Source organism: Streptomyces sp. NPDC055239 (genome assembly GCF_053606205.1).
The window spans coordinates 907,616-930,251 of sequence record NZ_JBSGRD010000002.1; the positions used below are offsets into that span (position 1 = coordinate 907,616).

Consider the following 22,636-nt stretch of genomic DNA (forward strand, 5'->3'; position numbering starts at 1 on the left):
CGTCACTTCTTGCTCCCGTACAACTGCTCCACAAGGGACTTCAGGACCTGGTCCGTACGCGGCCCGTAGTTCAGGAGTACTCCGTCGTCGATCGAGACGATGCGGCGGTCGAGCCCGGCCGGGGTCTCGGCGACACCCGGGACCTTGAGGAGCCCGTCCACACCGTCCACCGATTCGAGCCCCTTGGACATCACCAGGATCGCGTCCGGCGCCGCCTTGGCGAGCGCCTCACTCGTGATCGCCGTGAAGTCCTTCTTCAGGCCCGACGCCTTGCCCGCGTCGACCGCGCCCGCCGCCTCGAGGAGCGAGCTCGCGCCGGACTCGCGGCCGCCGAGCAGATAGACGGACGCGGAGCCGCGCAGGTAGAGGAAGGCGACACGGGGCTTCTCGGTGCGGGCGGACGCCGGGATGGACTTCCGTACCTTCGCGATGCGTTCCCGCGTACGGGACTTGAGCGCGTCGCCCGACTTCTCGACCCCCAGCGTCCTTGCCACCGCGTCGATCCGGGGGCCCACGTCGTCGAGGCCCTTCGCCGCGTCGAACACGACGAGCGGGATGCCCGCGTCACGTATCTGGTCGATGGCCTCGGCGGGTCCCGTCGTGGTGTCCGCGAGGACGACCGTCGGCTTCAGGGACAGGACGCTCTCCGCCGATACGTCGTGCGCACGTGTCACCACCGGCAGCTTCTTCGCCTGCTCGAAGGTCGCGGTGATGTCGCGTGCCACGACGTTCTTGCCGAGCCCGAGCGTGAAGACGATCTCGCTGAGGCTGCCGGTGAGCGGCACGATCCGGCTCGTGTCCTCGACGGTGACCTTCTTGCCGTCGGCCGACGTGACGGTGGCGGGGAGCACGGCGTCGGGGCGGGACTTCAGCGGCTCGACCCGGTCGGGCGCGGAGGCCGCTGCCTTCGCCTTCGGGGACGTGTCGCCGCCGTCGCCCGACGATGATCCACACCCCGTGAGGGCCAGGGCGAGAACGGCGGTCCACGCGCCGGCGATACGGAGTGAGCGCGGCCTACGCACCGAAGTCCACCGTCCTGTCGTGCTGTTGCTGAGGGTGCTGGGGGTTCCAGCCGGAGTGATCGTAGTTTAGGTTAGCCTTACCTCATTAGCCACATCTGGAGGGGTCCCATGTCGCCGTCAAGACGGGCGCGAGCCAACGCTCGCGCCGGAGCCGTGGCCGTGCTCACCGCACTCGTCGGAGCACTGCTCCCGGCGGGCGCCGCGCACGCCGAGGACCGCACGGTCCAGGGCGGACGGCTCGACTGGGGCATCAAATCCTCGTTCCAGAGCTACGTCACCGGCCCGATAGCCCAGGGGAGTTCGACCTTGCAGGGCGGCGCAGCCACGGTCGGCGGCAGCCAATTCCGGTTCCACTCGGCGAAGGGTTCCTACGACCCGGACAGCGGGGCCTTCAGCGCCGGGTTCTCGGGCGGGGTGCACTTCCTCGGCCACAAGAAGGGCGGCTCGTACGAGCTGGACCTCACCATCAGCCGCCCCACCGTCAAGATCTCCGGCGGCTCCGGCACGCTCTACGCCGACATGGTCAGCAAGGAGAAGGGCACGGGCAAGGTCACGTCCAACGCCCAGGTGCCCCTCGCGACCCTGGGCATGTCCGGCATCAACATGAAGGGCGGCTCCGGGCCGATCGCCCTCAACAACCTCCCCGCGACGCTCACTTCCCAGGGCGCCAAGGCCTTCGCCGGGTACTACACGGCGGGCACCGAACTGGACCGCGTGAGCCTGTCGACGGACCTCACGGCGAAGTCCGGCTCCGACAAGCCCTCGAAGTCACCGTCACCGAAGCCGTCGAAGTCCTCGGACTCCGGGAAGAAGGCGAAGGCGGGCCGGATCGAGGACGCCGCCGTCGACTGGGGCGTGCGCCGCACCTTCCGGGAGTACGTCACCGGGTCCATCGCCAAGGGCGAATGGAAACTGACCGCCGGGGCCGAGGACGGTGGCGCGCTCTTCCGCTTCCCCCAGGGCGAGGGGACGTACGACAAGAAGAAGCAGACCCTCGACGCGGACTTCGCGGGCACGGTGCGCTTCACCGGTGCACACGGGCTCGACCTCGCGCTGAGCAAGGTCGCCGTCGAGGTGAAGGACGGCAAGGGCACGCTGTTCGCGGACGTCGACAGCAAGGGCAACAAGGGCAGTGAAGACGTCACGCTGAAGAAGGCCTCGCTGGTCACCTTCGCGGCCAAGGCCGAGGAACTGAAGCCGAAGGACGGGCTCGTCTCCCTGACCGAAGTGCCCTCCAAGCTCACGGCCGACGGCGCCAAGGCGTTCGGCGGCATGTACAAGGCGGGCTCCGGAATGGACCCGCTCTCGCTCGCCGTCGCCCTCGACGCCGACGCGAAACTGCCCGCGCTGCCGGACCTCGGCTCGTCCGCGAGCCCGACGCCGCAGGCGAAGAAGGCCGGACAGGACGCCGGGCCGAAGACCGAGAACGCCGCCGACTCGTCCGACTCCTCGTCGCCCGCCGTGCCGATCGGCATCGGCGCGGGTGTGGCGGTGCTGCTCGCGGCGGCGGTCACGTTCGGAGTCGTACGCAAGAAGCGTGCGGCGACAGGCGCCCCGGGCACGGCGACAGGCGCCCCGGGCACGCAGGACGCCCCCGGCTCGGATTCCTGACCCTTCCCCCCCTCTTCTCTTCCTCCCCCTCTCTTCCTCTCCCCACCTCTCTCCAAGGAGAAGCCTGACCATGGCTGCCACCCGTCGTCCCATAACCCTCGCGGCAGCTGTCGCGACCGCCGTCACGCTGGGCGCGACCGCCCTCACCCTTCCCGCGCTCGCCGCCGACGGTGGCGCCGCCGCCGCGCCGAAGCTGGAACTGAAGGACGGCACGCTGGACTGGGGCTTCAAGGAGTCCTTCCGCAACTACGTCACCGGCATGGCCGCGGGCAAGATCGAGGCCACGGACGGCGCCAAGCAGGCCGCAGGCAACGGGGTGTTCACCTTCACCGACGGCACGGGGACGTACGACACCGGGACGCACGCCACCGACACCGCCTTCAAGGGCAGCGTCCGGTTCTCCTCGACGGCACACGGCTTCGACATCAAGGTCGCCGACGTGAAGGTAAGGACCAAGGGCACGACCGGCGCCATCCAGGCCGACGTCAGCCTCAACGGCACGGCCCAGAACGACATCGACCTCGCCAAGCTCGACCTGACCGGCATCACGCCCGGCACGGGCGAGGGCGGCGCGATGACCTTCAAGGACATCCCGGCGACGCTGACGGCGGACGGCGCCAAGGCCTTCAACGGCATGTACAAGGAAGGCGACAAGCTCGACCCGGCCACCCTCTCGGTGAAGGCGGGCGGCGCCCCGACCGAGAAGCCGACCGAGACGCCCAAGCCGACGGACAAGCCCACCGAGACGCCCAAGCCGACGGACAAGCCCACCGAGACGCCCAAGCCGACCGAGAAGCCCACCGAGACCCCGAAGCCGACGGCCACGCCCACCGAGACCCCCAAGCCGACGTCCGGCACGGAGCAGCCCGCGGGCGAGGTCCACGACGGCACGCTCGCCTGGGGCGTGAAGAAGAGCTTCCGCCGCTACATCGACTCCGGCGACGGCGCCACGCTCTCCGGCGGCGCCGAGAAGAACGACAACGGCTACGACTTCCCGTACGCCAAGGGCGATGTGGACAGCGACGCGAAGAAGCTGACCGCGTCCTTCGGCGGCGCCGTCCGCTTCCAGTACAAGGCGCACGGCCTCGACATGAAGTTCAGCGACATCAAGGTGGCGGCGAACGGCACCAAGGGCACGCTGACCGTGGACGTCACCACGCCCAAGGGCAAGAACAACGACGTGAAGTTCGCGACGCTCGACCTTTCCAAGGCGTCGTACGCGGCGAAGGACGACGTCGTCGTGCTCGACAAGGTGCCCGCGGTGTTCACGGCGGCGGGCGCGAAGCAGTTCGAGAGCGAGGACGCGCCGTCCGGTTACAAGGCGGGCGAAGCGATCGACCCGGTGACGGTGGCGCTCTCGGTCGCCGAGGGCGCGGAGCTGCCCAGCGGCAATGGCAGCGGCGGCTCGACCGGCGGATCGGGCGACTCCGGTTCCACCGGCGGGGGTTCGTCCGACCTCGGCGGCGGTTCGGTCGGCGGCGGTACGGGCGGCTCGATGGCGTCCACCGGCGCTTCGGTGCCGACGGGTGCGCTGCTCGGTACCGCGGGCGCGATCGTCGCCGCGGGTGCGGGCGCGGTCTTCATGGCCCGGCGCCGCACTTCCTGAGGATGCTTGAATGCCCGGGTGACGGAACTACTTGACGGACTTGACGTCCTGCGAGTCTTCTGCGGGCCCGACGGTCGGCACGGCAACGAACTCGGTGTCGTGCGCGACGGGGCCCGCGTCCCCGGGCGGGGCGAGCGGCAGGGCATCGCGGCGAAGCTCGGCTTCAGCGAGACGGTGTTCGTCGATGACCCCGAGCGCGGGGTCATCGACATCTACACCCCTACGTCGCGCCTCCCTTTCGCCGGACACCCTTGCGTCGGTACGTCCTGGCTGCTCGACGTCCCTGAACTCGTCACGCCCGCGGGGGTGGTGGAGGCCCGTCAGGACGGGGAGTTCAGCTGGATCGCGGCGCGGGCCGAGTGGGCGCCTGGGCGGACTTTGCGTGCGTACGGCAGCCCGGCCGAGGTGGACGCGCTCGCGGTGCCCCCGCTGGGGGAGTGGGTGTACGCGTGGGCGTGGGAGGACGAGGCTGCGGGGCGGGTCCGGGCCCGGGGCTTTCCCGGTCGGGACGACGGCATCCGGGAGGACGAGGCCACGGGGGCGGCGGCGTTGCTGTTGTGCGCCGAACTGGGCCGGGCGCTGAACATCACGCAGGGGCGTGGGTCGCAGATCCTCGCGGCGCCTGCGCCTGGTGGGTTGATCGAGGTGGGGGGAAGGGTGCTGGCCTCCGGCGGTCTTACGTACCGTTGATCACCGGCTTCGCCGAGTTCGTCCTCAATCGCCGGACGGGCTGAAATCTTTCAGCCCGTCCGGCGATTGAGGACATCTCGTCGGGGGCCCTACGCCGACAGCGGGAACTCGTCCCCCAGCTCACGGAACACCCCGGTGTTCAAAGCGAAAGCGCGCTTGCACTCGTCCACGATCCGCTGCCTCTCCAACTCGTCCGGGACGACCTCTCCCAGACCGTCGAGCAGCTCCCGATAACCCCGCTTGAACGCGGCCGGGTTGGAGATCCCCTCGAACACGTAGAACCGCACCCCGTCGCCCTTACGGGCAAAGCCCCACGTCTGCTCGGCCTTGCCGCGGATGATCTGGCCGCCGGAGAGATCGCCGAGGTAGCGGGTGTAGTGGTGGGCGACATAACCCCCGGGCCACTCCTGGGCGCACTCCGCCACCCGTGCCGCGTACGCAGCGGTGGCCGGAAGGGGTGCGGCGTCCGCCTGCCACCCCGCGCCCCGCAGATGCGCGAGGTCCCGCTCGAGCTCCGCGACGCGCAGCAGCTCGGGCTGGATGAAAGGACCGGCGACCGGATCGTCCCGCAGCGCCGCGGCGCCCTCCTCCAGGGCGCGGTACACGAACCACAGCTGTTCCGTGTAGCGCGCGTACGCGTCGACGCCCAGCTTGCCGCCGAGCAGGTCGCTCATGAACGTCGAGGTCTCCGCCTCCGTGTGCTGCTCGTGCGAGGCGGTGCGGATGACCGTGGAGAACGGATCCATGAGGGACCTCCGAAGCCGAAGATAGCGAGAAAGCCGAAGAAAAAGGCGGGAACCAGTAAGGCCGCTACCGATCATCCAAGTTAGGCTTACCTAAGTCAACTGGTTCCCGACGTCCTGTCGGTAAAAAAGCTACCCGCTCGGAGCTCAGGGAAGCGTAAGAATCTCCGCCCCGCTGTCCGTCACGACGAGCGTCTCCTCGAACTGCGCTGTCCGCTTGCGGTCCTTCGTCACCACGGTCCAGCCGTCGTCCCACATGTCGTAGTCGTGCGAGCCGAGAGTCAGCATCGGCTCGATGGTGAACGTCATGCCGGGCTTGATCGTCGTCGTCGCGTGCGGGCTGTCGTAGTGCGGGACGATCAGGCCGGAGTGGAAGGACGTGTTGATGCCGTGGCCGGTGAAGTCGCGGACGACGCCGTAGCCGAAGCGCTTGGCGTACGACTCGATGACGCGGCCGATGATGTTGATCTGGCGGCCGGGCTTGACCGCCTTGATGGCGCGGTCGAGCGACTCGCGCGTCCGCTCCACGAGGAGCCTGGACTCCTCGTCGACGTCCCCGACCAGGTACGTGGCGTTGTTGTCGCCGTGCACACCGCCGATGTAGGCGGTCACGTCGAGGTTGATGATGTCGCCGTCGTTGAGGACGGTGGAGTCCGGGATGCCGTGGCAGATGACCTCGTTGACGGAGGTGCACAGAGACTTCTGGAAGCCGCGGTAGCCGAGCGTGGAGGGGTAGGCGCCGTGGTCGCACATGTACTCGTGGGCCACGCGGTCCAGCTCATCGGTGGTCACCCCGGGCGCGATGTGCTTGGCGGCCTCGGCCATCGCGCGCGCGGCGATACGGCCCGCGGTGCGCATGAGCTCGATGGTCTCGGGGGTCTGCACCTCTGGCCCCGTGTACGGAGTGGGCGCGGGTTTCCCCACGTACTCCGGGCGCCTGATGTTTCCCGGAACGGGGCGGATGGGGGAGAGCTCCCCTGGGACGAGCAGTGACTGGCCAGACATGCCAGCGAGTCTAACCAGCGCTGGTGGGGCAGCATGGCGGGAGAGAGAGGAGCAGACCATGCCACTGTTCAAGAAGCGGACCGTCGGTAAACCGGGTGAGTGGTACTACTGCCTGGAGCACAAGAAGGTCGAGGAGGGCCCCGACTGTCCGGGCAAGGACCGCTTCGGGCCCTACGCGTCCCGCGAGGAGGCCCAGCGCGCGATGGAGACCGCCGCCGAGCGGAACCTGGAGTGGGAGACCGACCCGAAGTGGCACGACAAGGACCCCGAGGGCGGCAGCGCCTGATTCCGCACCGGGGCGCGGCCCGTCACCCGGTGACGGACCCCTCCCGGCGTCGGGCGGCGTCCTCGTCCGTGCTCGCGTCGTACGAGAGCAGCTTCGGCAGCACCGCTGTCAGCGCGGCGACCGAGGCCACGCAGGCGAGGCCGCCCGACCAGATGGCGGTGCGGGTGCCGGTCCAGCCTGCGGCGGCCCCCGCGCGGACCTGGCCCAGCTGCGGGCCGACGCTGTAGGAGAGCACCTCGATACCGGCGAGCCTGCCCCGCAGCTCGTCCGGGATCGTCTGGTTCCAGATCGTGGAGCGGCCGAGCCCGCTGAGCATGTCGCCCGCGCCCGCGAGCGCCAGGCACACGAGCACCAGCCAGATGTTCGCGAACCACCCGGCCGCCATGATCGCGAGCCCCCAGCCCGCCGCTCCGAACACGACGAGCAGCCCGTGTCGCTTTACGCGTGACGTCCACCCGCTGGTCAGGCTGAGGAGCAGCGAGCCGACCGCCCCGGCCGCGTACATCAGGCCGAGCGCCCACTCGGCGTTCAGCTCCTCCGCGAGGAACGGGAAGATCGTGTTCGGGAAGGCGAAGAACATCGCCGCCATGTCGATCGCGTACGTGCCGAGCAGCACCGGCCGTGACCACGCGTACCGCGCGCCCTCCGCGAGGCCCCGCAGGGACGGCTTCTCCGCGTCGTGGGCCGGGGGCGCGGGCGCGATGCGGGTGCACAGGGCCACGGAGACGGCGAAGCAGGCCACCGTCACCGCGTACGCGGGTGCGTGCCCGGCGTACGCGACGACCACGCCCGCCAGCGAAGGGGCGGCGATCGCGCCGACGTTCCAGCGCAGCGAGTTGAGCGCGGTGGCGGCGATGAGCTGGTCGTGCGGCACGATGCGGGCCATGAGGGAGTCGAGCGCGGGGCGTTGCAGCCCCGCGAGCGCGGAGACTCCCGCCGCCACGACGTACAGGGGCCAGAGCAGCGGCTCGGGGAGCAGCGCGTTCATGAGCAGCACGGCGGCAAGGAGGCCGAGTCCCGCCTCGGTCAGGAGAATCACCTTGCGCCGGTCGACCGCGTCGGCCAGCGCGCCCCCGTAGAGCCCGAAGACGATCAGCGGCACCAGCTCGACCGCGCCCATCGCCCCGACGGCGAGCGGCGAGTCCGTGAGGTCCTTGATCTGCAACGGCAGCGCGACCAGGGCCATGAAACTGCCGAAGGTGGTGACGAGTCCCTGGACCCAGAGCAGCCGGAAGTCACGCGTGGAGCGCCAAGGGGAGAGGTCGGGCAATATCGAGGAGAGAGACACGAACAGCCATGATCAGCGCGGCGGGGGCCGCGGGGCAACCGTTTTCTCCGGCGCCTTGCCGGGCGGGGAAAGACCCGCCGCGAAGCGGCGGCCCAGGGCGGGTGACGTCACCACCGCGCCGGCAGCGGCGCAGTTCAAGCGCCCGTCGCCTACCACCGCGCAGGCGGCGGCGCCGTCAGTTGGTCTGCGAGGCGTGAGAGACGGTCCCGCAACCGCCTCCGCCCCCGCGCCGCAGGCAACGAGTTCTCGCCGGCCGCCGCGCTCACCAAGTGCTGGACCATGTCCAGGTCGAGCTCGGGCGACTCCGGCACGGCGAGAGCCTCGTGAGCCATGGCCCGCAGATCCCCGTGCCCCGAACCCAGGGCAAGCACCGTCGCCCCCGCCGCACGCGCGTCATGCACCCGCTCCAGCAGCCCCGCCCCCGGCGGCTCCGCGGGCGTGTCCGGCGCCACCACCAGCAGCGTCTCGCCGCGCCGCGCCGCCTCGATCCGGCCGAGCCCGGTCGACAGATGCGCGGGGTCGCCCTCCCCCACCCGGTGGCGTACGAGTGTCGGCGTCAGTTCCGGCGTCCCGGACCACGCCGCCTCGTCCACGAGATGCGCGGCCAGATGCCAGGGCTCGTACTCCTGCGTGCCCACGAGCAGAAGACCGCCCCCGTGCGGCACCACGGAGGACCGCAGTGTCCCCGCGAAGCGGCGCGTCGCGCCCACCCACTCGGTTCCTGCGAGCACTTCGCGCAGCAGCGCGACCCGTACGGCGTCCATGGGGCCGCATCCTGCCTCAACGCAGGAGTCGTCAGGCGCAGTTCACCGGGAATTCGCCCGAGGTGGGGAATGACCGGGGATGGCTGATGAGACAACTGTTCCCACTGTTCCCTTCCGGGCCGGGCGCGAGGGCTACGCCAGCTTCCGCATCCCCGCCGTCGTGCTCACGAACTCCGGCTCCCTCCTTGCCTTCTGCGAGGGGAGGGTCGGCTCGCAGGAGGACTTCGGCAACATCGATGTGGTGCTGAAGCGGTCCGGTGACGGCGGTCGCACCTGGGGCCCGCTCCAAGTCGTCGCCAAGAACGGCGACAACCTCGCGGGCAACCCCGCCCCCGTCGTCCTCGACACCGGCCGGATCCTCCTCGTCCACGTCCGCAACGCCGCCGCCGCGACCGAGGACGCCATCCGGCGCGGCAAGGTCTCCGCGGCGAACGGGCGGCGGGTGTGGGTGCAGCACAGCGACGACGACGGGCTCACCTGGTCGGCGCCCCGGGAGATCACCGGGCAGGTGAAGAAGGCGAACTGGCGGTGGTACGCGACCACACCGGGCCACGCGGTGCAGACCGGTACGGGCCGGGTCGTCGTGCCCGCCAACCACTCCCTGCCGCCCACCGGCACGGACAACGGCACCGAGGGCAAGTACAACGGCGGCCACAGCCTGCTCAGCGACGACCTCGGCCAGACCTGGCGCATCGGCTACATCGACGACAACACCAACGGCTATGTGAACGTGAACGAGACCACCGCGGCCGAGCTCCCCGACGGCCGCCTCTACTTCAACACCCGCAACGACTCCCCGGCCCCCGGAACCCGCGCCGACGCCCACTCCCGCGACGGCGGCCAGAGCCTGGTCAAGCCCTTCCGGCCGCAGGCGGGGCTCATCGGCCCGGTCGTCGAATGCAGTGTGCTGCAGCTGCGTACGCCGGACGTGCTGTTGTTCTCAGGGCCCGCCGACCCCGGCTTCCGCGCCCTGATGACCGTGCGCCGCAGCCGCGACGGCGGCACCACATGGCAGGACGCCCACACGGTGGACGGGCTGCCCGCCGCGTACTCCGATCTCGTCCGTGTCGACGAGGAGACCGTCGGACTTCTCTACGAGACGGGTGACTTCAGCGCGTACGAGACGATCACCTTCCGGCGGATACCGGTGGCCGCGCTGGCCTGAACCAGGAGCCGGGCGGCGGCCGGGCGGTGAGTAAGGTCGGCCGCATGACCTCTAACGACAGTGTGCAGAAGGCTCCGGCGAAGGACCCCTGGGAGCTGCCCGACGTCTCCGGGCTCGTCGTCGGCGTGCTCGGCGGCACCGGCGACCAGGGCCGCGGCCTCGCCTACCGCCTGGCCCGCGCGGGCCAGAAGGTGATCATCGGCTCCCGCGCGGCCGAGCGGGCGCAGGCCGCGGCCGACGAGCTCGGCCTCGGCGTCGAGGGCGCCGAGAACGCGGAGTGCGCGCGGCGCAGCGACATCGTGATCGTCGCCGTGCCGTGGGACGGGCACGGCAAGACCCTCGAAGCGCTGCGCGAGGAGCTGAGCGGCAAGCTCGTCATCGACTGTGTGAACCCGCTCGGCTTCGACAAGAAGGGCGCCTACGCCCTGAAGCCCGAGGAGGGCAGCGCCGCCGAGCAGGCCGCCGCCCTCCTTCCGGACTCCAGGGTCACGGCCGCCTTCCACCACCTGTCGGCCGTCCTGCTCCAGGACTCGGCGGTCGAGGAGATCGACACCGATGTGATGGTCCTCGGCGAGGTCCGCGCCGACACGGACCTCGTCCAGGCCCTTGCCGCGCGGATCCCCGGCATGCGGGGCGTCTTCGCGGGACGCCTGCGCAACGCGCACCAGGTCGAGTCCCTGGTGGCCAACCTGATCTCCGTGAACCGGCGGTACAAGGCACACGCGGGCCTTCGCGTGACCGACGTCTAGGACGTAGCGGGCATGGGGGACACTGGGTGCGGACGCCGTTCTCGTACGTCGCTGCGTGCGGTGTCCCCGCGTCACCCGAACCGACCCCCGACAGGAGCCGACCCCCATGCCCCGACTCGCTCTCTACGCCCTCACGGTCTGCGTCCTTGCCGTCGCGGCGGCCGTGGTCTCCTTCGTCCAGGGCAACCCGATCGGCGTCGTCTGGGTGCTGCTCGCGGGCCTCTCGTCGAACATGGCGTGGTACTACCTGCGCCGGGCGAAGGCCGAGCGGAACGCGCGCGCCGCTACGGGTTGAGCGTGCAGTACTGGCTCGGGTCGCCGTCCCAGAAGCGGTAGAAGTCCTGGCCGCAGTAAGTCATCAGGTCGTTGACGCCGAGGCCGCGCAGGATCGCGTCGATCGCGTCGAAGAAGGCGCCGTTCACCTCGGGGATCCACAGGATGCCGAAGACGGCGATCAGGCCGAACGGCGCGAACGGCTCCACCTGGCGGCGGATCTTGTGCGAGAGCCAGGGCTCGATGACTCCGTAGCCGTCGAGGCCGGGGATGGGCAGCGAGTTCAGGATCGCGGCCGTCACCTGGAGCAGGGCCAGGAAACCGAGCGCGAACCGGAAGGTGTCCGGGACGCCGGAGAGTGCGTCGAGCCAGAAGGGCGCGGTGCAGACGATCGCGAACAGCACGTTCGTGAGCGGCCCGGCGGCCGAGATGAGGCTGTGCTTCCACTTGCCGTGGATCCGGCCGCGCTCGATGAAGACGGCACCACCGGGCAGACCGATCCCGCCCATGATCACGAAGAGCACCGGGAGCACGATGCTGAGCAGCGCGTGCGTGTACTTGAGCGGGTTGAGGGTCAGATAGCCCTTCGCGCCGATGGAGATGTCGCCGCTGTGCAGGGCGGTGCGGGCGTGCGCGTACTCGTGCAGACAGAGCGAGACGATCCAGGCGGCCGTCACGAAGAGGAAGACGGCGATCCCCGGATTGTTCGCGAATCCGGTCCATACGGCCCAGCCGGAGACCGCGGTGACGGCGGCGATCCCGAGGAAGACGGGGCTGATCCGCCGGTCGCTGCGTCGGGTGGGAGCGGTGGTCATGGGGCGGGGCTCCTGGGTCTGGCGGGCCGGTTGTCGTACGGGACCGTACCCCGGCGTACGACGAAAACGTCTCGCACTCAGTGGGGAGTTCCAGGGAGGGTGGGGGGTATGGCGCTGTGGAACGTGATGTGCGGGCACGGGTACCTTCGGCGGGAGGTGGGGGTGCCGGTTTCGATCGAGGTACCGGAAACGAGCATGTGACCGGCGGCTCTCCCGCACCGCGGGCTCGCAGGGATGCGGCCCGGCAGCGCTCGACGACGGACTTCGCGGCGCCGGTGACCGACGGTGCGCCCGGGCCCGGCGCGGCACCCGTTACCGACCCTCACCTCCACCGGAGACAATGGACCCCGTGCGCTACCGCATTCTCGGCACCACTCAGGCGATTCAGGCCGACGGCACCCCCACCCCCGTCGGCGGCACAAGGCTGCGCGCTCTCCTGACGGTCCTCGCCCTCCGCGTCCCCCGCCCCGTCCCGGCGTCCGTACTCGTCGACGAAGTGTGGGACGGCGATCCGCCCGCCGATGCGACCGGCGCACTGCAGGCACTGGTGGGGCGCCTGCGCCGGGCCGTCGGCGCCGGGGCGATCATCTCGACCGACGGCGGCGGCTACGCGCTGTGCGCCGCACCGGACGACATCGACCTGTACCGCTTCGACCGCCTCGCGCGCGAGGGCGCGAACGCCCTCGCGGACGGCGACGCGGCCAAGGCGGCGATGCTCCTGGACGACGCCCTCGCCCTGTGGCAGGACCCCGCGCTCGCCGACCTCCCGGACCGCGCGGCGCAGGCCGCCCGGTGGGAGTCCCGCCGGCTCGAAGCCCGCCGCGCCAGGCTCGCCGCGGCCCTCGCCCTCGGCCGGGCCGAGCAGGCGCTGCCCGAGCTCGCCGCCCTGTGCGACACCCACCCCCTCGACGAGCCGCTCCAGGCCCTGCGGCTGCGGGCGCTGCGCGACGCGGGCCGCCCGGCGCAGGCGCTCGCCGCGTACGACGAAGTGCGCCGCCTCATCGCGGACCGCATCGGCGCCGACCCCGGGCCCGAACTCCAGTCCCTCCACACGGAGTTGCTGCGGCACGACGCGCCGCAGGCGCCGCCTGCCCGGCCCCGCCCGCCGCAGAAGGCACAGGGCAACCTGCGGGCCAGGCTCACCTCCTTCGTCGGCCGCGAGGGCGACATCGAGGCCATCCGGGGCGACCTGGCGCGGGCCCGCCTCGTCACGCTGCTCGGGCCCGGCGGCGCCGGGAAGACGCGGCTCTCGCAGGAGGCGGGCGAGGCCTACGCGGGCGGTGTGCCCGACGGCGTATGGCTGGCCGAACTCGCGCCGGTCGAGGACCCGGACGCGGTCCCTGAGGCCGTCCTCACCGCGCTCGGCGCCCGCGAGACGGTGCTGCGCGGCGCGGGCGCCGAAGAGCTGCGGGCGGCGTCGGACCGGCACGGCGACGACCCCGTCGTACGCCTCACCGAGCACTGCGGGTCCCGCCGCATGCTCCTGATCCTCGACAACTGCGAGCACGTCATCGACGCCGCCGCCCGCCTCGCGGACCGGCTGCTCGCACACTGCCCCGGCCTCACCGTCCTCGCCACGAGCCGTGAACCCCTGGGCGTGCCGGGGGAGTTGCTGCGCCCCGTGGAGCCTCTGCCGGAGCCGATCGCGCTGCGCCTGCTCGCGGACCGGGGCGCGGCGGCGCGACCCGGCTTCCGCATCGAGGACGACAGGGCGGCCGCGGCGGAGATCTGCCGGCGCCTGGACGGCCTGCCGCTCGCCATCGAACTGGCCGCGGCCCGCCTGCGCATGCTCACGCCCCGGCAGATCGCCGACCGCCTGGACGACCGCTTCCGTCTCCTGACGAGCGGCGCCCGCACGGTCCTGCCCCGCCAGCAGACCCTGCGCGCGGTCGTCGACTGGTCCTGGGGCCTCCTCGACACCTCCGAGCGCACTGTCCTGCGCCGCCTCTCCGCCTTCTCGGGCGGCTGCGACCTGCCTGCGGCGGAGGCGGTGTGCGGGGCCCCGGCCGAGCCCGCCGAGCCCGCCGGTGGGACAGGTGTGCAGCCGCTCGACGTCGCCGACGTACTCGGTTCCCTCGTCGACAAGTCTCTTGTCGTCGCGGCTCCTTCGCCGCAAGGCGTGATGCGCTACCGGCTCCTGGAGACCGTCGGCGAGTACGCGCGCGAGCGGCTCGACGAGGCCGGTGACCGCGCCGCCGCCGAGCGGGCCCACCTCGTGTACTTCCGCGAGTTCGCCAGGCTCACCGAACCTCGGCTGCGGGGCGGCGGACAGCGGCGGGCCGTCGAGGGGCTCGAGATCGAGTACGAGAACCTGCGCACCGCCCTGCGGCACGCCGTCGCCGCCGAGGAGGAGCAGGAGGCGCTCTGTCTTGTCCTCTCGCTCTCCTGGTTCTGGACGATCCGCGACCTGCGCGTCGAGATCCGCAACTGGTCCCGCGACGTCGTCGCTCTGGGCCCCGACCCCTTCGCCCGCCCCGTCACCCCGGTGGAACCGCTCTACGAACGCTGTACGGACGCCCCGCTGCCGATGCGCCCCGAGGTGCTCGAAGAGGCGCGTCGCGGAGTCCACCTCATCCAGCTCTCCTGCATGGACATGAACCTGGAGGCCTGGCAGACGCCCGAGTCCGTCGAGAGACTCGCGGGCATCCGGGAGGCGTACCGCCCCGGCCTTCCGCAGACCTGCTGGTCGCCGGGGAGCCTGTGGTTCTTCGCGGTGCTGATGGAGGGGGACATCACCCAGCTGTACGAACTCATCGACGCGACCATCGTCACCTGCCGCGAGCTCGGCTACGACTGGGAGCTCGCCGCGTCCTTGCAGCAGCGCGCCAACGTCCTGGCCAACCGCGCCGACTGGGCGGGCGACGCCAGCCGTGACGCCGACGAGTCCCTGGAGATCTTCACCCGGCTCGGCGACGTGTGGGGCATGGCCGAGGCGCTCTCCTCGCGCGGCGAGGCCCATGAGCGGCGCGGCCGGTACCGCCTGGCCGCCGAGGACTTCGCCGCCGCCATCGAGCACGCGGAGCAGCTCGGCGCCCCCGCGCAGGTGAGCGTGCTCACGGCCCGGCTCGGGGCGGCGCTCGCCGAAGCGGGCGAACTGGCCCGTGGCGAGGAACTGCTCTGGTCGGTCCTGGAGCATGACGGCATGGGCGGCGGCAACGGCGAGTCCATGCCCGCTTCCCGGTTCTTCCTCGTCGACCTGCTCGGCCGCACCGGGCGTACCGCCGAGGCGCGTGAACAACTCCGTCTCCTCCAGGAGGAGTTCAAGGCCGTCCAGTTCGTCATCTTCGAGGGGTTCACGCTGGGCGCCGAGGCGTGGCTCGCCACCGTGGACGGCCGCCATACCGAAGGTCTCGCCGTGGCGCGCCGTGCGCTCGACAAGTCCCTCGACCCGCTGACCAAGATGATGGCGCCGCAGATGACCTCCGTCCATCTCACCACCGCCGCCCGTGCCCTGGCCGCGCTCGACGGCGGTCGGCACGCCGCCGACGCCGCGCGGCTGATCGGCGTCGCCCGCCGTGAGCTGCCGTCCGGTCACTTCGCCGCCGCCGCGGAGCGCGAGATCCACACGGCCGCCGAGGAGTCGGCGCGCGCGGCACTGGGTGACACCGCGTACGAAGCCGCGTACGAGGAAGGCGGCGGCCTCTCCGTGGAGGAGGCCGCCGCTCTCTGCGACAGACACATCACCGGCTAGCGGATCCGCGCTCAGCTCTTCGTGCGGAACTTGTGGATCGCGATCGGTGCCATCACCACCGTGAGCACCACCGACCAGCCGACCGTCACCCAGATGTCGTGGGCGACCGGGCCGCCCACCATCAGGCCGCGCGCGGAGTCCGCGAGCGAGGACAGCGGGTTGTAGTCGGTGAAGGCCTGCAGCCAGCCCGGCATCGACTGCGTCGGCGCGAAGATCGACGAACCGAACTGCAGCGGCATCAGGATCAGGAAGCCCATCGCCTGCACGGACTGGGCGCTCTTCAGCGCGACACCGAGGACCAGGAAGATCCACATGATGGCCGAGCCGAAGAGTGCGGCCAGACCCACGGAGGCGAACAGGCCGCCCCAGTTCGTGATGTCGAAGCCCACAAGGACACCGACGACCATCATGACCGCCGTCGCGACGAACATCCGCATGAGCTCCACCACGATCTTGGCGAAGAGCACCGAACCCTGACCGATCGGCAGGGTGCGGAAGCGGTCCATGATGCCGTTCTGGAAGTCCTGGTTGAAGCCTGTGCCGACGGCCATGGCGATGTTCATGCTCATCATCGCCATCATGCCCGGCACCACGTACTGCACGTACTGGTCCTGGCCGCCGCCGAGCGCCTGCCCGATGGAGCCGCCGAAGACGTACACGAACAGGAGCGTGAAGATGATCGGCATCAGGATCGCGTCGAGCATCGACTCCGGGTCCTGACGGATCCACAGCAGATTGCGGCGGACGAGCGCGCTGGTGTGGCGCACGTGGTCGCGAAGCCCGATACGGGCGTCGGCCTCTCCCTGATGGAGAGGCGGCGTGAGAGTGGCGCTGCTCATACGGCAACCTCCTCGAGTTCGGGGCGGACGTCCTGCGGGGCGCTGGCCTTGTGGCCGGTGATGGAGAGGAACACCTCGTCCAGGCTGGGCAGTTCGGTGGCGATCGAGCCGATCGTGATGCCGCGCGCGGTGACCGCGCCGACCACGGCGGTGAGCTGCTCGTCGCTGAGGATCGGTACCAGGACCGTGCCGGACTCGGCGTCCACCGTCGAGGTGGCGATGCCGGTCAGGCCCATGTCGTCGAGGGCGCTTGCCAGCGGGTGCAGCTCCAGCGGGTCGGCCGGGCGGATGCGCAGGGTGCGTCCGCCGACCTTCGCCTTCAGCTCGTCGATGCCGCCGTTGGCGATGACCTTGCCGCGGTCGATGACGGTCAGCTCGGAGGCGAGCTGCTCGGCCTCCTCCATGTACTGGGTGGTGAGCAGCACGGTGACGCCGTCGCTGACCATGCGCTTGACCTCGGACCACACCTCGTTGCGGGTGCGGGGGTCGAGGCCGGTGGTCGGCTCGTCCAGGTAGAGGACGGACGGGTTGCCGATCATCGACGCCGCGAGGTCGAGGCGTCGGCGCATGCCGCCGGAGTACGTCTTGGCGGGGCGGTTCGCCGCCTCGGTGAGGGAGAACCGCTCCAGGAGGGAGTCGGCCTTCGACCTGGAGTCCTTGCGGGAGAGGTCGAGGAGCCGCCCGATCATGTACAGGTTCTCGCGGCCCGAGAGCTTCTCGTCCACGGCCGCGTACTGGCCGGTGAGGCCTATGACGCGGCGGAGCTGGCGGGGCTGCTTCACGACGTCGTAACCGGCCACGAAGGCGGAGCCGGAGTCCGGGACGACGAGGGTGGAGAGGCAGCGGACGAGGGTGGTCTTGCCGGCGCCGTTCGGGCCGAGGACGCCGAGGACCGTGCCCTCGCGTACGTCTACGTCCACGCCGTCCAGTGCTTTGGTCTCGCCGTAGTGCTTGACCAGTCCCCTTACGGTGACGGCGTTTCCGGCGCCGCCGGGGGTGTTGTCGATTCGCTTCATGCCGCAAGGTTGGCAGCCGCCACCGACAAACCGCCGACATCCCGCCGACACCTGGCCGGTGGGGCTCACACCGCTCACTTTCCACCCCGGGTGGGGCGCCTCGGGTGGGCCTGCGCGGCGGCTTTCCCTGCGGGTGGGCGGGAGACATCGCCGCGAAGCGGCGGACGAAAGGCCGCACACGAGGCGGCGGACCGTAGGGCCCCGTACGCGCAGCGGCGGATGTGAGGGGGGTGCGCTCACCCGGTGAACCCATCAGGTCACCGGGTCAGGGAAGGCGGGACCCCGGCAAGCCACAAGCCCCGCCCCCGCCCCGCCCCCCGGCGAGAGAAAAGCGGACAGCCCGTCGACGGGGGATTTCGACGGGCTGCCGGTGGTGCCGCTATGGCTCAAGCGCCGAGCGCGACCGCGCCCAGCCGTATCAGTGGACCGAGTGCTCCGCGGCGGGGAACGCCCCGCCCACCACATCCTCCGCGAACGCCCTGGCCGCGCCGGTCATCACGGCCCGCAGATCCGCGTACTGCTTCACGAAGCGCGGCATCTTGCCGCCGGTCAGGCCCAGCATGTCCGTCCAGACCAGGACCTGCGCGTCGCAGCCCTCGCCCGCGCCGATCCCGACCGTCGGGATGTGCAGGGAGCGGGTGACCTCGGCCGCCAGCTCCGCGGGGACCAGTTCGAGGACGACCGCGAACGCCCCCGCGTCCTGCGCGGCCTTCGCGTCGCTCAGCAGGCGGTGCGCCGCCTCGTCGCCGCGGCCCTGCACGCGGTAGCCCATGGTGTTCACGGACTGCGGCGTGAGGCCGAGGTGGGACATGACCGGGATGCCGGAGGAGACGAGCAGCTCGGTCTGGGCGAGCGAGCGTTCGCCGCCCTCCAGCTTCACCGCGCCGACCCCGGCCTCCTTCACCAGGCGCGTCGCCGAGCGAAGGGCCTGGACGGGCCCCTCCTGGTACGAGCCGAAGGGCAGGTCGCCGACGATCAGGGCACGCGACGTGCCCCGTACGACGGCCGCGGAGAGCATGGTCATTTCATCGAGGGTGACGGGCACGGTGGTCTCGTACCCGAGGTGACAGTTGCCCGCCGAGTCGCCGACCAGCATCACGGGGATCCCGGCCTCGTCGAAGACGGACGCGGTCATCGCGTCGTACGCGGTGAGCATGGGCCACTTCTCGCCCCGCTCCTTGGCGGCGGTGATGTCCCGGACGGTGATGCGGCGGGTGCTCTTGCCTCCGTACAGCGCCTTGCTGCTGCTGTCGGTGGACTGGCTCGCGGCGGGCCCCGCAGGCTGGGTCTGGGCAGTCTGGGCAGTCTGGGCAGCCGAAAGTTGCGTCATCGCAACGGCTCCTTCTCTTATCTCGAGGCGCCCTGACGGCGTCCCCGGATCCTCTCCATGGTGGCATCGCGTGCCGTCCGTCGGCTAGTGGACACTTCGGTAAAGTCTTTACAATACGAGACGGTCTCGTATCGGAACGGGTCTAGCGTGGGAGTCATGACTACTCCCGCCGGCACCACCCCGCGCATACCGGAAGCCGTACACCGGCGCCGTTGGGCGATCCTCGGCGTCCTGATGCTGAGCCTGCTGATCGTGGTGCTCGACAACTCGATCCTGAACGTCGCCATCAAGACGATCTCGACCCCGGCGCCCACGGGCCTCGGCGCCACCCAGAGCGACCTGGAGTGGGCCATCAACGCCTACACCCTGGTCTTCGCCGGCCTCCTCTTCACGGCGGGCCTGCTCGGTGACCGGCTCGGCCGCAAGAAGATGCTGCTCGTGGGCCTCGCCGTCTTCGGTGTCGGCTCCGCGCTCGCCGCCGAGTCGGGCTCGTCCCTCCAGCTCATCCTGTTCCGCGCGGTGATGGGCTTCGGCGCCGCCTTCGTGATGCCCGCCACCCTCGCCGTCCTGATGAACGTCTTCGAGCGCGACGAGCAGCCCAAGGCCATCGGCATCTGGGCGGGTGGTGTCGGCCTCGCCATCGCGATCGGGCCCATCACCGGCGGCGTACTGCTCGACCACTTCTGGTGGGGCTCGGTCTTCTTCGTGAACGTGCCGATCGTGATCATCGCGATCGGACTGATGATCTGGCTCGTGCCCGAGTCGCGCGACCCCAAGCCGGGCCGCATCGACCTGTTCGGCGTGGCCCTGTCCATCGTCGGCCTCGTCCTGCTCGTCTACGGCATCATCAAGGGCGGCCAGCTCGCCGACTTCACCGACCCCGCCGTCCTCGCGACCATCGTCGCGGGCCTCGCCGTACTCGTCGGCTTCGTGCTGTACGAGAAGCGCAGCGATCACCCCTCCATCGACATCTCGTATTTCAAGAACCGCGTGTTCTCCGCGGCGATCAGCTCGCTCGCGCTCGTCTTCTTCGCGCTGATGGGCGTGACGTTCTTCGCGGTCTTCTACACGCAGAGCGTGCGCGGCTACTCACCTCTGCAGACCGGCCTGTTGATGCTGCCGCTCGCCGCCGCGCAGATCATCTTCGCGCCGCGCGCCCGCCTGGTCGTCGACCGCTTCGGCGTCCGTGCCGTGTGCTCGGGCGGGCTGCTGCTCCTGTCCGCCATGCTCGCCGCCTTCACGATCCTGGAGGCCGATACGCCGATCTGGATCCTGGAGGTCATGTTCTTCCTGATGGGCACCGGCATGGCGCACACCATGACGCCCGCCAGCGTCGTCATCATGCAGGCGCTGCCCCGCGAGAAGGCCGGCTCCGCCTCCGCGCTGAGCAACACCTTCCGCCAGGTCGGCGGCGCGCTGGGCATCGCGGTGCTCGGCTCCGTGCTCTCCGCGGCCTACCGCAGCGGTGTGGAGGACAAGCTCACCCTGCTGCCCGCCGGCATACGGCACACCGCGGGCGAGTCCATCGAGGCCACCCTCGGCGTCGCGGCCAAGCTCGGCCCGCGCGGCGAACCGCTGGTCACAGCGGCCCACGACTCCTTCCTGCACGCCATGCACATCACGGCGCTCTGCGGCGCGGGCGTCGCCCTGATCGGCGTCGTGGTCGTCGCCCTGTTCCTGCCGGGCCGCACGCCCCAGGAGCCGCAGGCGGAGCAGAAGGAGACCGACGCGGTGGGCGCGGGGCACTGACCGGAGTGACGGGGGACGGGGGCGTGACCGGGGGTGCCGGGCCGGGCAGGAGGGACAATCGGCCTGGTAGAGCGTCGGACGACGAGAGACGGAGCACACAGACGTGGCCCACACCGCCAAAGGCGTCCGAGGGCGCCCCCGCAGCGAGGCCGTCGAGCGGTCGATCGTCGAGGGCGTCCTGAAGATGATCGAGGACGGTGTGCCCCTCGCCGACCTCTCCATCGAGCGGATCGCGCGCACGGCGGGTGTCGGCAAGGCCACCATCTACCGCCGCTGGAGCGGCAAGGAAGAGCTCTTCGTCGACATCCTGCGCGGTGTGGACGGCCCGCTTCCCGAACTGGCCGGGGACTCGATGCGCGGCGATCTCATCACCTGCCTCGACCATCTGCGCAGACGCGGCGTGAGCATGAGGTCATCCGCACTCCTGCACAACGTGTTCGCGCAGATGAAGAGCCTGCCGAAGCTGTGGGACGCGTACCACGCGACCGTCGTCGAACCGCAGCGCCGCATCATGATCGGCGTGCTGCGCCGAGGCGTCGAGAACGGCGAACTGTGCCCGGGCGTCGACATCATGCTGGCCAACGACCTCTTCGTCGGACCCATGCTCGTGCGCACCGTCATGCGCTCCGACGCGCCGCTCGACGAGGACCTCGCCGAGCGGATCGTGGACACTGTTCTCGCGGGTCTGCGGCCTCCGGGGTGAATGTGAGTGTTTCGTTACAGAGGCCCGTTGTGCGGTGAGATGTGGAACTCGGCGCGCCACACCGCTCGTCCTTGTCCCGTACGGCCGTCACGAACGGCGGGGAGGACACCCGTTCATCGCCTAGGGTTTCAGGGGCGAGGACGGTTGCACGGCATCAGTGAGGCGACGAGCGTATGACGCAGGCGTATGTGACGGAGACGGGCAGCGACGGTTCGGAACCGGGCCGCCAGGGGTCCCGGTTCCGCCGCCTGGTCGAAGGGTGGCGCGGCGACCGGGGCATCTGGAGGCGTGGGCTCGTCACGGCCGGGGTCGCGCTGCTGCTCGCCCTGGTGATGCTCTTCCACGCGCAGATCCCGAACGGCATCGGCAACCTCGGCAGCCTCATCGAGACCTTCCTGCCCTGGCTCGGCCTCCTCGTCCCGGTGCTCCTCGTCATCGGATTCGTCCGCAAGTCGGCCACCGCGCTGATCGCCGTGCTGCTTCCTGCCGTCATCTGGGTGAACTCTTTCGGCGGCCTGATCTCCGACAAGTCAGGTAAGGGCGGCGATCTGACGGTCGCCACGCACAACGTGAACGCGGAGAACGGCGACCCGGCGGGCACCGCCCGTGACGTCGCCGCGTCCGGCGCCGACGTCGTGGCCCTCGAGGAGCTCACTGCGGGCGCCGTCCCGACGTACGAGAAGGCCCTGGCAGGCACCTACAAGTACCACTCGGTGCAGGGCACGGTCGGCCTGTGGAGCAAGTACCCGCTGACCCGCACCAAGCCCGTCGACATCAAGCTGGGCTGGACGCGCGCGATGCGCACGACGGTCGACAGCCCCAAGGGCCAGGTCGCCGTGTACGTCGCCCACCTGCCGTCGGTACGGGTCAAGCTGGACGCGGGCTTCACCGCCAACCAGCGTGACGCGAGCGCCGACGCGCTCGGCGAGGCGATCGCCGACGAGAAGCTCTCCAAGGTCGTGCTGCTCGGTGACCTGAACGGCACGATGAACGACCGCGCCCTGAACGTGGTCACCTCGCAGATGCGGTCCACGCAGGGTGCGGCGGGCGACGGCTTCGGGTTCAGCTGGCCGGCGTCGTTCCCGATGGCGCGGATCGACCAGATCATGGTCAAGGGCGTCGAGCCGCTGTCGTCGTGGACGCTGCCGGAGACGGGCAGCGACCACTTGCCGATCGCGGCGCGGCTCGAGCTCTAGCCTCTGACCGGCGGGGGAGCGGGACGGGGCAGTTCTTGCCCGCTCTTGCCCGCGGGCCCGTCGTGGCTGGTCGCGCGGTTCCCCGCGCCCCTTCG

20 protein-coding genes are annotated in these 22,636 nt (G+C 70.7%); 11 read left to right on the plus strand and 9 right to left on the minus strand.

Annotated features, from left to right (window positions below):
• Positions 1–2: 2 nt before the first annotated feature.
• The gene (locus ACWFRJ_RS10245) at positions 3–1,022 is read right to left on the minus strand and encodes a heme/hemin ABC transporter substrate-binding protein (RefSeq protein ID WP_453526694.1); all 1,020 of its coding nucleotides are present in this window, start codon (positions 1,020–1,022) and stop codon (positions 3–5) included.
• A gap of 108 nt (positions 1,023–1,130) precedes the next feature.
• On the opposite strand from ACWFRJ_RS10245, the gene ACWFRJ_RS10250 reads away from it, so the two are divergent.
• The 3 genes from ACWFRJ_RS10250 (at position 1,131) to ACWFRJ_RS10260 (ending at position 4,929) form a co-directional block, all read left to right on the plus strand.
• Positions 1,131–2,633: an HtaA domain-containing protein gene (locus ACWFRJ_RS10250; RefSeq protein ID WP_453526697.1), complete on the plus strand. Its 1,503-nt coding sequence runs from the start codon at positions 1,131–1,133 to the stop codon at positions 2,631–2,633.
• A 70-nt stretch (positions 2,634–2,703) separates the two neighbouring features.
• A complete protein-coding gene (locus ACWFRJ_RS10255) occupies positions 2,704–4,239 on the plus strand; it encodes an HtaA domain-containing protein (RefSeq protein WP_453526700.1) in 1,536 nt (511 codons plus the stop codon).
• A gap of 18 nt (positions 4,240–4,257) precedes the next feature.
• A complete protein-coding gene (locus ACWFRJ_RS10260) occupies positions 4,258–4,929 on the plus strand; it encodes a PhzF family phenazine biosynthesis protein (RefSeq protein ID WP_453526703.1) in 672 nt (223 codons plus the stop codon).
• An 89-nt stretch (positions 4,930–5,018) separates the two neighbouring features.
• On the opposite strand, the gene ACWFRJ_RS10265 is transcribed toward ACWFRJ_RS10260, so the two are convergent.
• Both ACWFRJ_RS10265 and map read right to left on the minus strand, forming a co-directional pair.
• On the minus strand, positions 5,019–5,675 hold the full coding sequence (locus ACWFRJ_RS10265; protein WP_453526706.1) for a biliverdin-producing heme oxygenase: 657 nt from the start codon (positions 5,673–5,675) through the stop codon (positions 5,019–5,021).
• Positions 5,676–5,819: 144 nt separating this feature from the next.
• Complete coding sequence (map, locus tag ACWFRJ_RS10270) at positions 5,820–6,677, minus strand: type I methionyl aminopeptidase (RefSeq protein WP_453526709.1); 858 nt, start codon at positions 6,675–6,677, stop codon at positions 5,820–5,822.
• A 58-nt stretch (positions 6,678–6,735) separates the two neighbouring features.
• On the opposite strand from map, the gene ACWFRJ_RS10275 reads away from it, so the two are divergent.
• Positions 6,736–6,963: a hypothetical protein gene (locus ACWFRJ_RS10275; RefSeq protein WP_453526712.1), complete on the plus strand. Its 228-nt coding sequence runs from the start codon at positions 6,736–6,738 to the stop codon at positions 6,961–6,963.
• 22 nt (positions 6,964–6,985) lie between these two features.
• On the opposite strand, the gene ACWFRJ_RS10280 is transcribed toward ACWFRJ_RS10275, so the two are convergent.
• Positions 6,986–8,251, minus strand: a complete 1,266-nt coding sequence (locus ACWFRJ_RS10280) for an MFS transporter (protein WP_453526714.1) — start codon at positions 8,249–8,251, stop codon at positions 6,986–6,988.
• A 149-nt stretch (positions 8,252–8,400) separates the two neighbouring features.
• Positions 8,401–9,015, minus strand: a complete 615-nt coding sequence (locus tag ACWFRJ_RS10285; RefSeq protein WP_453526717.1) for a hypothetical protein — start codon at positions 9,013–9,015, stop codon at positions 8,401–8,403.
• A 79-nt stretch (positions 9,016–9,094) separates the two neighbouring features.
• Between ACWFRJ_RS10285 and ACWFRJ_RS10290 the strand changes: the two genes are divergently transcribed.
• From ACWFRJ_RS10290 to ACWFRJ_RS10300, 3 genes are all read left to right on the plus strand, one after another.
• A complete protein-coding gene (locus tag ACWFRJ_RS10290) occupies positions 9,095–10,180 on the plus strand; it encodes a sialidase family protein (RefSeq protein WP_453526720.1) in 1,086 nt (361 codons plus the stop codon).
• A gap of 44 nt (positions 10,181–10,224) precedes the next feature.
• Positions 10,225–10,929 carry an NADPH-dependent F420 reductase gene (gene npdG, locus ACWFRJ_RS10295; protein WP_453526722.1) on the plus strand — a complete coding sequence of 235 codons (705 nt, stop codon included), beginning with the start codon at positions 10,225–10,227 and terminating at the stop codon, positions 10,927–10,929.
• 106 nt (positions 10,930–11,035) lie between these two features.
• Positions 11,036–11,224 (plus strand): hypothetical protein, encoded by a 189-nt coding sequence (locus tag ACWFRJ_RS10300; RefSeq protein ID WP_453526724.1) that lies wholly within the window; start codon positions 11,036–11,038, stop codon positions 11,222–11,224.
• Here the strand turns inward: ACWFRJ_RS10300 and ACWFRJ_RS10305 are convergent.
• Positions 11,214–12,017 (minus strand): site-2 protease family protein, encoded by an 804-nt coding sequence (locus tag ACWFRJ_RS10305; protein ID WP_453526726.1) that lies wholly within the window; start codon positions 12,015–12,017, stop codon positions 11,214–11,216. The two genes, ACWFRJ_RS10300 and ACWFRJ_RS10305, sit on opposite strands and share 11 nt — an antisense overlap.
• 340 nt (positions 12,018–12,357) lie before the next feature.
• On the opposite strand from ACWFRJ_RS10305, the gene ACWFRJ_RS10310 reads away from it, so the two are divergent.
• Entirely contained in the window at positions 12,358–15,708 is a 3,351-nt protein-coding gene (locus ACWFRJ_RS10310; protein WP_453526728.1) for a BTAD domain-containing putative transcriptional regulator, read from the plus strand.
• 11 nt (positions 15,709–15,719) lie between these two features.
• Here ACWFRJ_RS10310 and ACWFRJ_RS10315 read toward each other — a convergent pair whose 3' ends face one another.
• The 3 genes from ACWFRJ_RS10315 to panB all read right to left on the minus strand — a co-directional run bounded on the left by ACWFRJ_RS10315 (position 15,720) and on the right by panB (position 18,893).
• On the minus strand, positions 15,720–16,547 hold the full coding sequence (locus tag ACWFRJ_RS10315; RefSeq protein ID WP_453526730.1) for an ABC transporter permease: 828 nt from the start codon (positions 16,545–16,547) through the stop codon (positions 15,720–15,722).
• Entirely contained in the window at positions 16,544–17,563 is a 1,020-nt protein-coding gene (locus ACWFRJ_RS10320) for an ATP-binding cassette domain-containing protein (RefSeq protein ID WP_453526732.1), read from the minus strand. Before ACWFRJ_RS10320 ends, ACWFRJ_RS10315 begins: the two co-directional genes overlap by 4 nt.
• A 418-nt stretch (positions 17,564–17,981) precedes the next feature.
• Positions 17,982–18,893, minus strand: a complete 912-nt coding sequence (gene panB / locus ACWFRJ_RS10325) for a 3-methyl-2-oxobutanoate hydroxymethyltransferase (RefSeq protein WP_453526734.1) — start codon at positions 18,891–18,893, stop codon at positions 17,982–17,984.
• 156 nt (positions 18,894–19,049) lie between these two features.
• Here panB and ACWFRJ_RS10330 point away from each other — a divergent pair, with 156 nt between their 5' ends.
• The 3 genes from ACWFRJ_RS10330 (at position 19,050) to ACWFRJ_RS10340 (ending at position 22,541) form a co-directional block, all read left to right on the plus strand.
• The gene (locus ACWFRJ_RS10330) at positions 19,050–20,642 is read left to right on the plus strand and encodes an MFS transporter (protein WP_453526737.1); all 1,593 of its coding nucleotides are present in this window, start codon (positions 19,050–19,052) and stop codon (positions 20,640–20,642) included.
• A 184-nt stretch (positions 20,643–20,826) separates the two neighbouring features.
• Complete coding sequence (locus ACWFRJ_RS10335; protein WP_453527207.1) at positions 20,827–21,345, plus strand: TetR/AcrR family transcriptional regulator; 519 nt, start codon at positions 20,827–20,829, stop codon at positions 21,343–21,345.
• A 173-nt stretch (positions 21,346–21,518) separates the two neighbouring features.
• A complete protein-coding gene (locus tag ACWFRJ_RS10340) occupies positions 21,519–22,541 on the plus strand; it encodes an endonuclease/exonuclease/phosphatase family protein (protein WP_453526740.1) in 1,023 nt (340 codons plus the stop codon).
• Positions 22,542–22,636 lie beyond the last annotated feature (95 nt).

Bases quoted from the DNA above. Each gene is read 5' to 3' on its own strand.
- ACWFRJ_RS10250 (WP_453526697.1), top strand. From the start codon at position 1,131: ATGTCGCCGTCAAGACGGGCGCGAGCCAACGCTCGCGCCGGAGCCGTG.
- ACWFRJ_RS10255 (WP_453526700.1), top strand. From the start codon at position 2,704: ATGGCTGCCACCCGTCGTCCCATAACCCTCGCGGCAGCTGTCGCGACC.
- ACWFRJ_RS10265 (WP_453526706.1), bottom strand. From the start codon at position 5,675: ATGGATCCGTTCTCCACGGTCATCCGCACCGCCTCGCACGAGCAGCAC.
- map (WP_453526709.1), bottom strand. From the start codon at position 6,677: ATGTCTGGCCAGTCACTGCTCGTCCCAGGGGAGCTCTCCCCCATCCGC.
- ACWFRJ_RS10275 (WP_453526712.1), top strand. From the start codon at position 6,736: ATGCCACTGTTCAAGAAGCGGACCGTCGGTAAACCGGGTGAGTGGTAC.
- ACWFRJ_RS10285 (WP_453526717.1), bottom strand. From the start codon at position 9,015: ATGGACGCCGTACGGGTCGCGCTGCTGCGCGAAGTGCTCGCAGGAACC.
- ACWFRJ_RS10290 (WP_453526720.1), top strand. From the start codon at position 9,095: ATGGCTGATGAGACAACTGTTCCCACTGTTCCCTTCCGGGCCGGGCGC.
- npdG (WP_453526722.1), top strand. From the start codon at position 10,225: ATGACCTCTAACGACAGTGTGCAGAAGGCTCCGGCGAAGGACCCCTGG.
- ACWFRJ_RS10300 (WP_453526724.1), top strand. From the start codon at position 11,036: ATGCCCCGACTCGCTCTCTACGCCCTCACGGTCTGCGTCCTTGCCGTC.
- ACWFRJ_RS10305 (WP_453526726.1), bottom strand. From the start codon at position 12,017: ATGACCACCGCTCCCACCCGACGCAGCGACCGGCGGATCAGCCCCGTC.
- ACWFRJ_RS10310 (WP_453526728.1), top strand. From the start codon at position 12,358: ATGGACCCCGTGCGCTACCGCATTCTCGGCACCACTCAGGCGATTCAG.
- ACWFRJ_RS10315 (WP_453526730.1), bottom strand. From the start codon at position 16,547: ATGAGCAGCGCCACTCTCACGCCGCCTCTCCATCAGGGAGAGGCCGAC.
- ACWFRJ_RS10320 (WP_453526732.1), bottom strand. From the start codon at position 17,563: ATGAAGCGAATCGACAACACCCCCGGCGGCGCCGGAAACGCCGTCACC.
- panB (WP_453526734.1), bottom strand. From the start codon at position 18,893: ATGACGCAACTTTCGGCTGCCCAGACTGCCCAGACTGCCCAGACCCAG.
- ACWFRJ_RS10330 (WP_453526737.1), top strand. From the start codon at position 19,050: ATGACTACTCCCGCCGGCACCACCCCGCGCATACCGGAAGCCGTACAC.
- ACWFRJ_RS10335 (WP_453527207.1), top strand. From the start codon at position 20,827: ATGATCGAGGACGGTGTGCCCCTCGCCGACCTCTCCATCGAGCGGATC.
- ACWFRJ_RS10340 (WP_453526740.1), top strand. From the start codon at position 21,519: ATGACGCAGGCGTATGTGACGGAGACGGGCAGCGACGGTTCGGAACCG.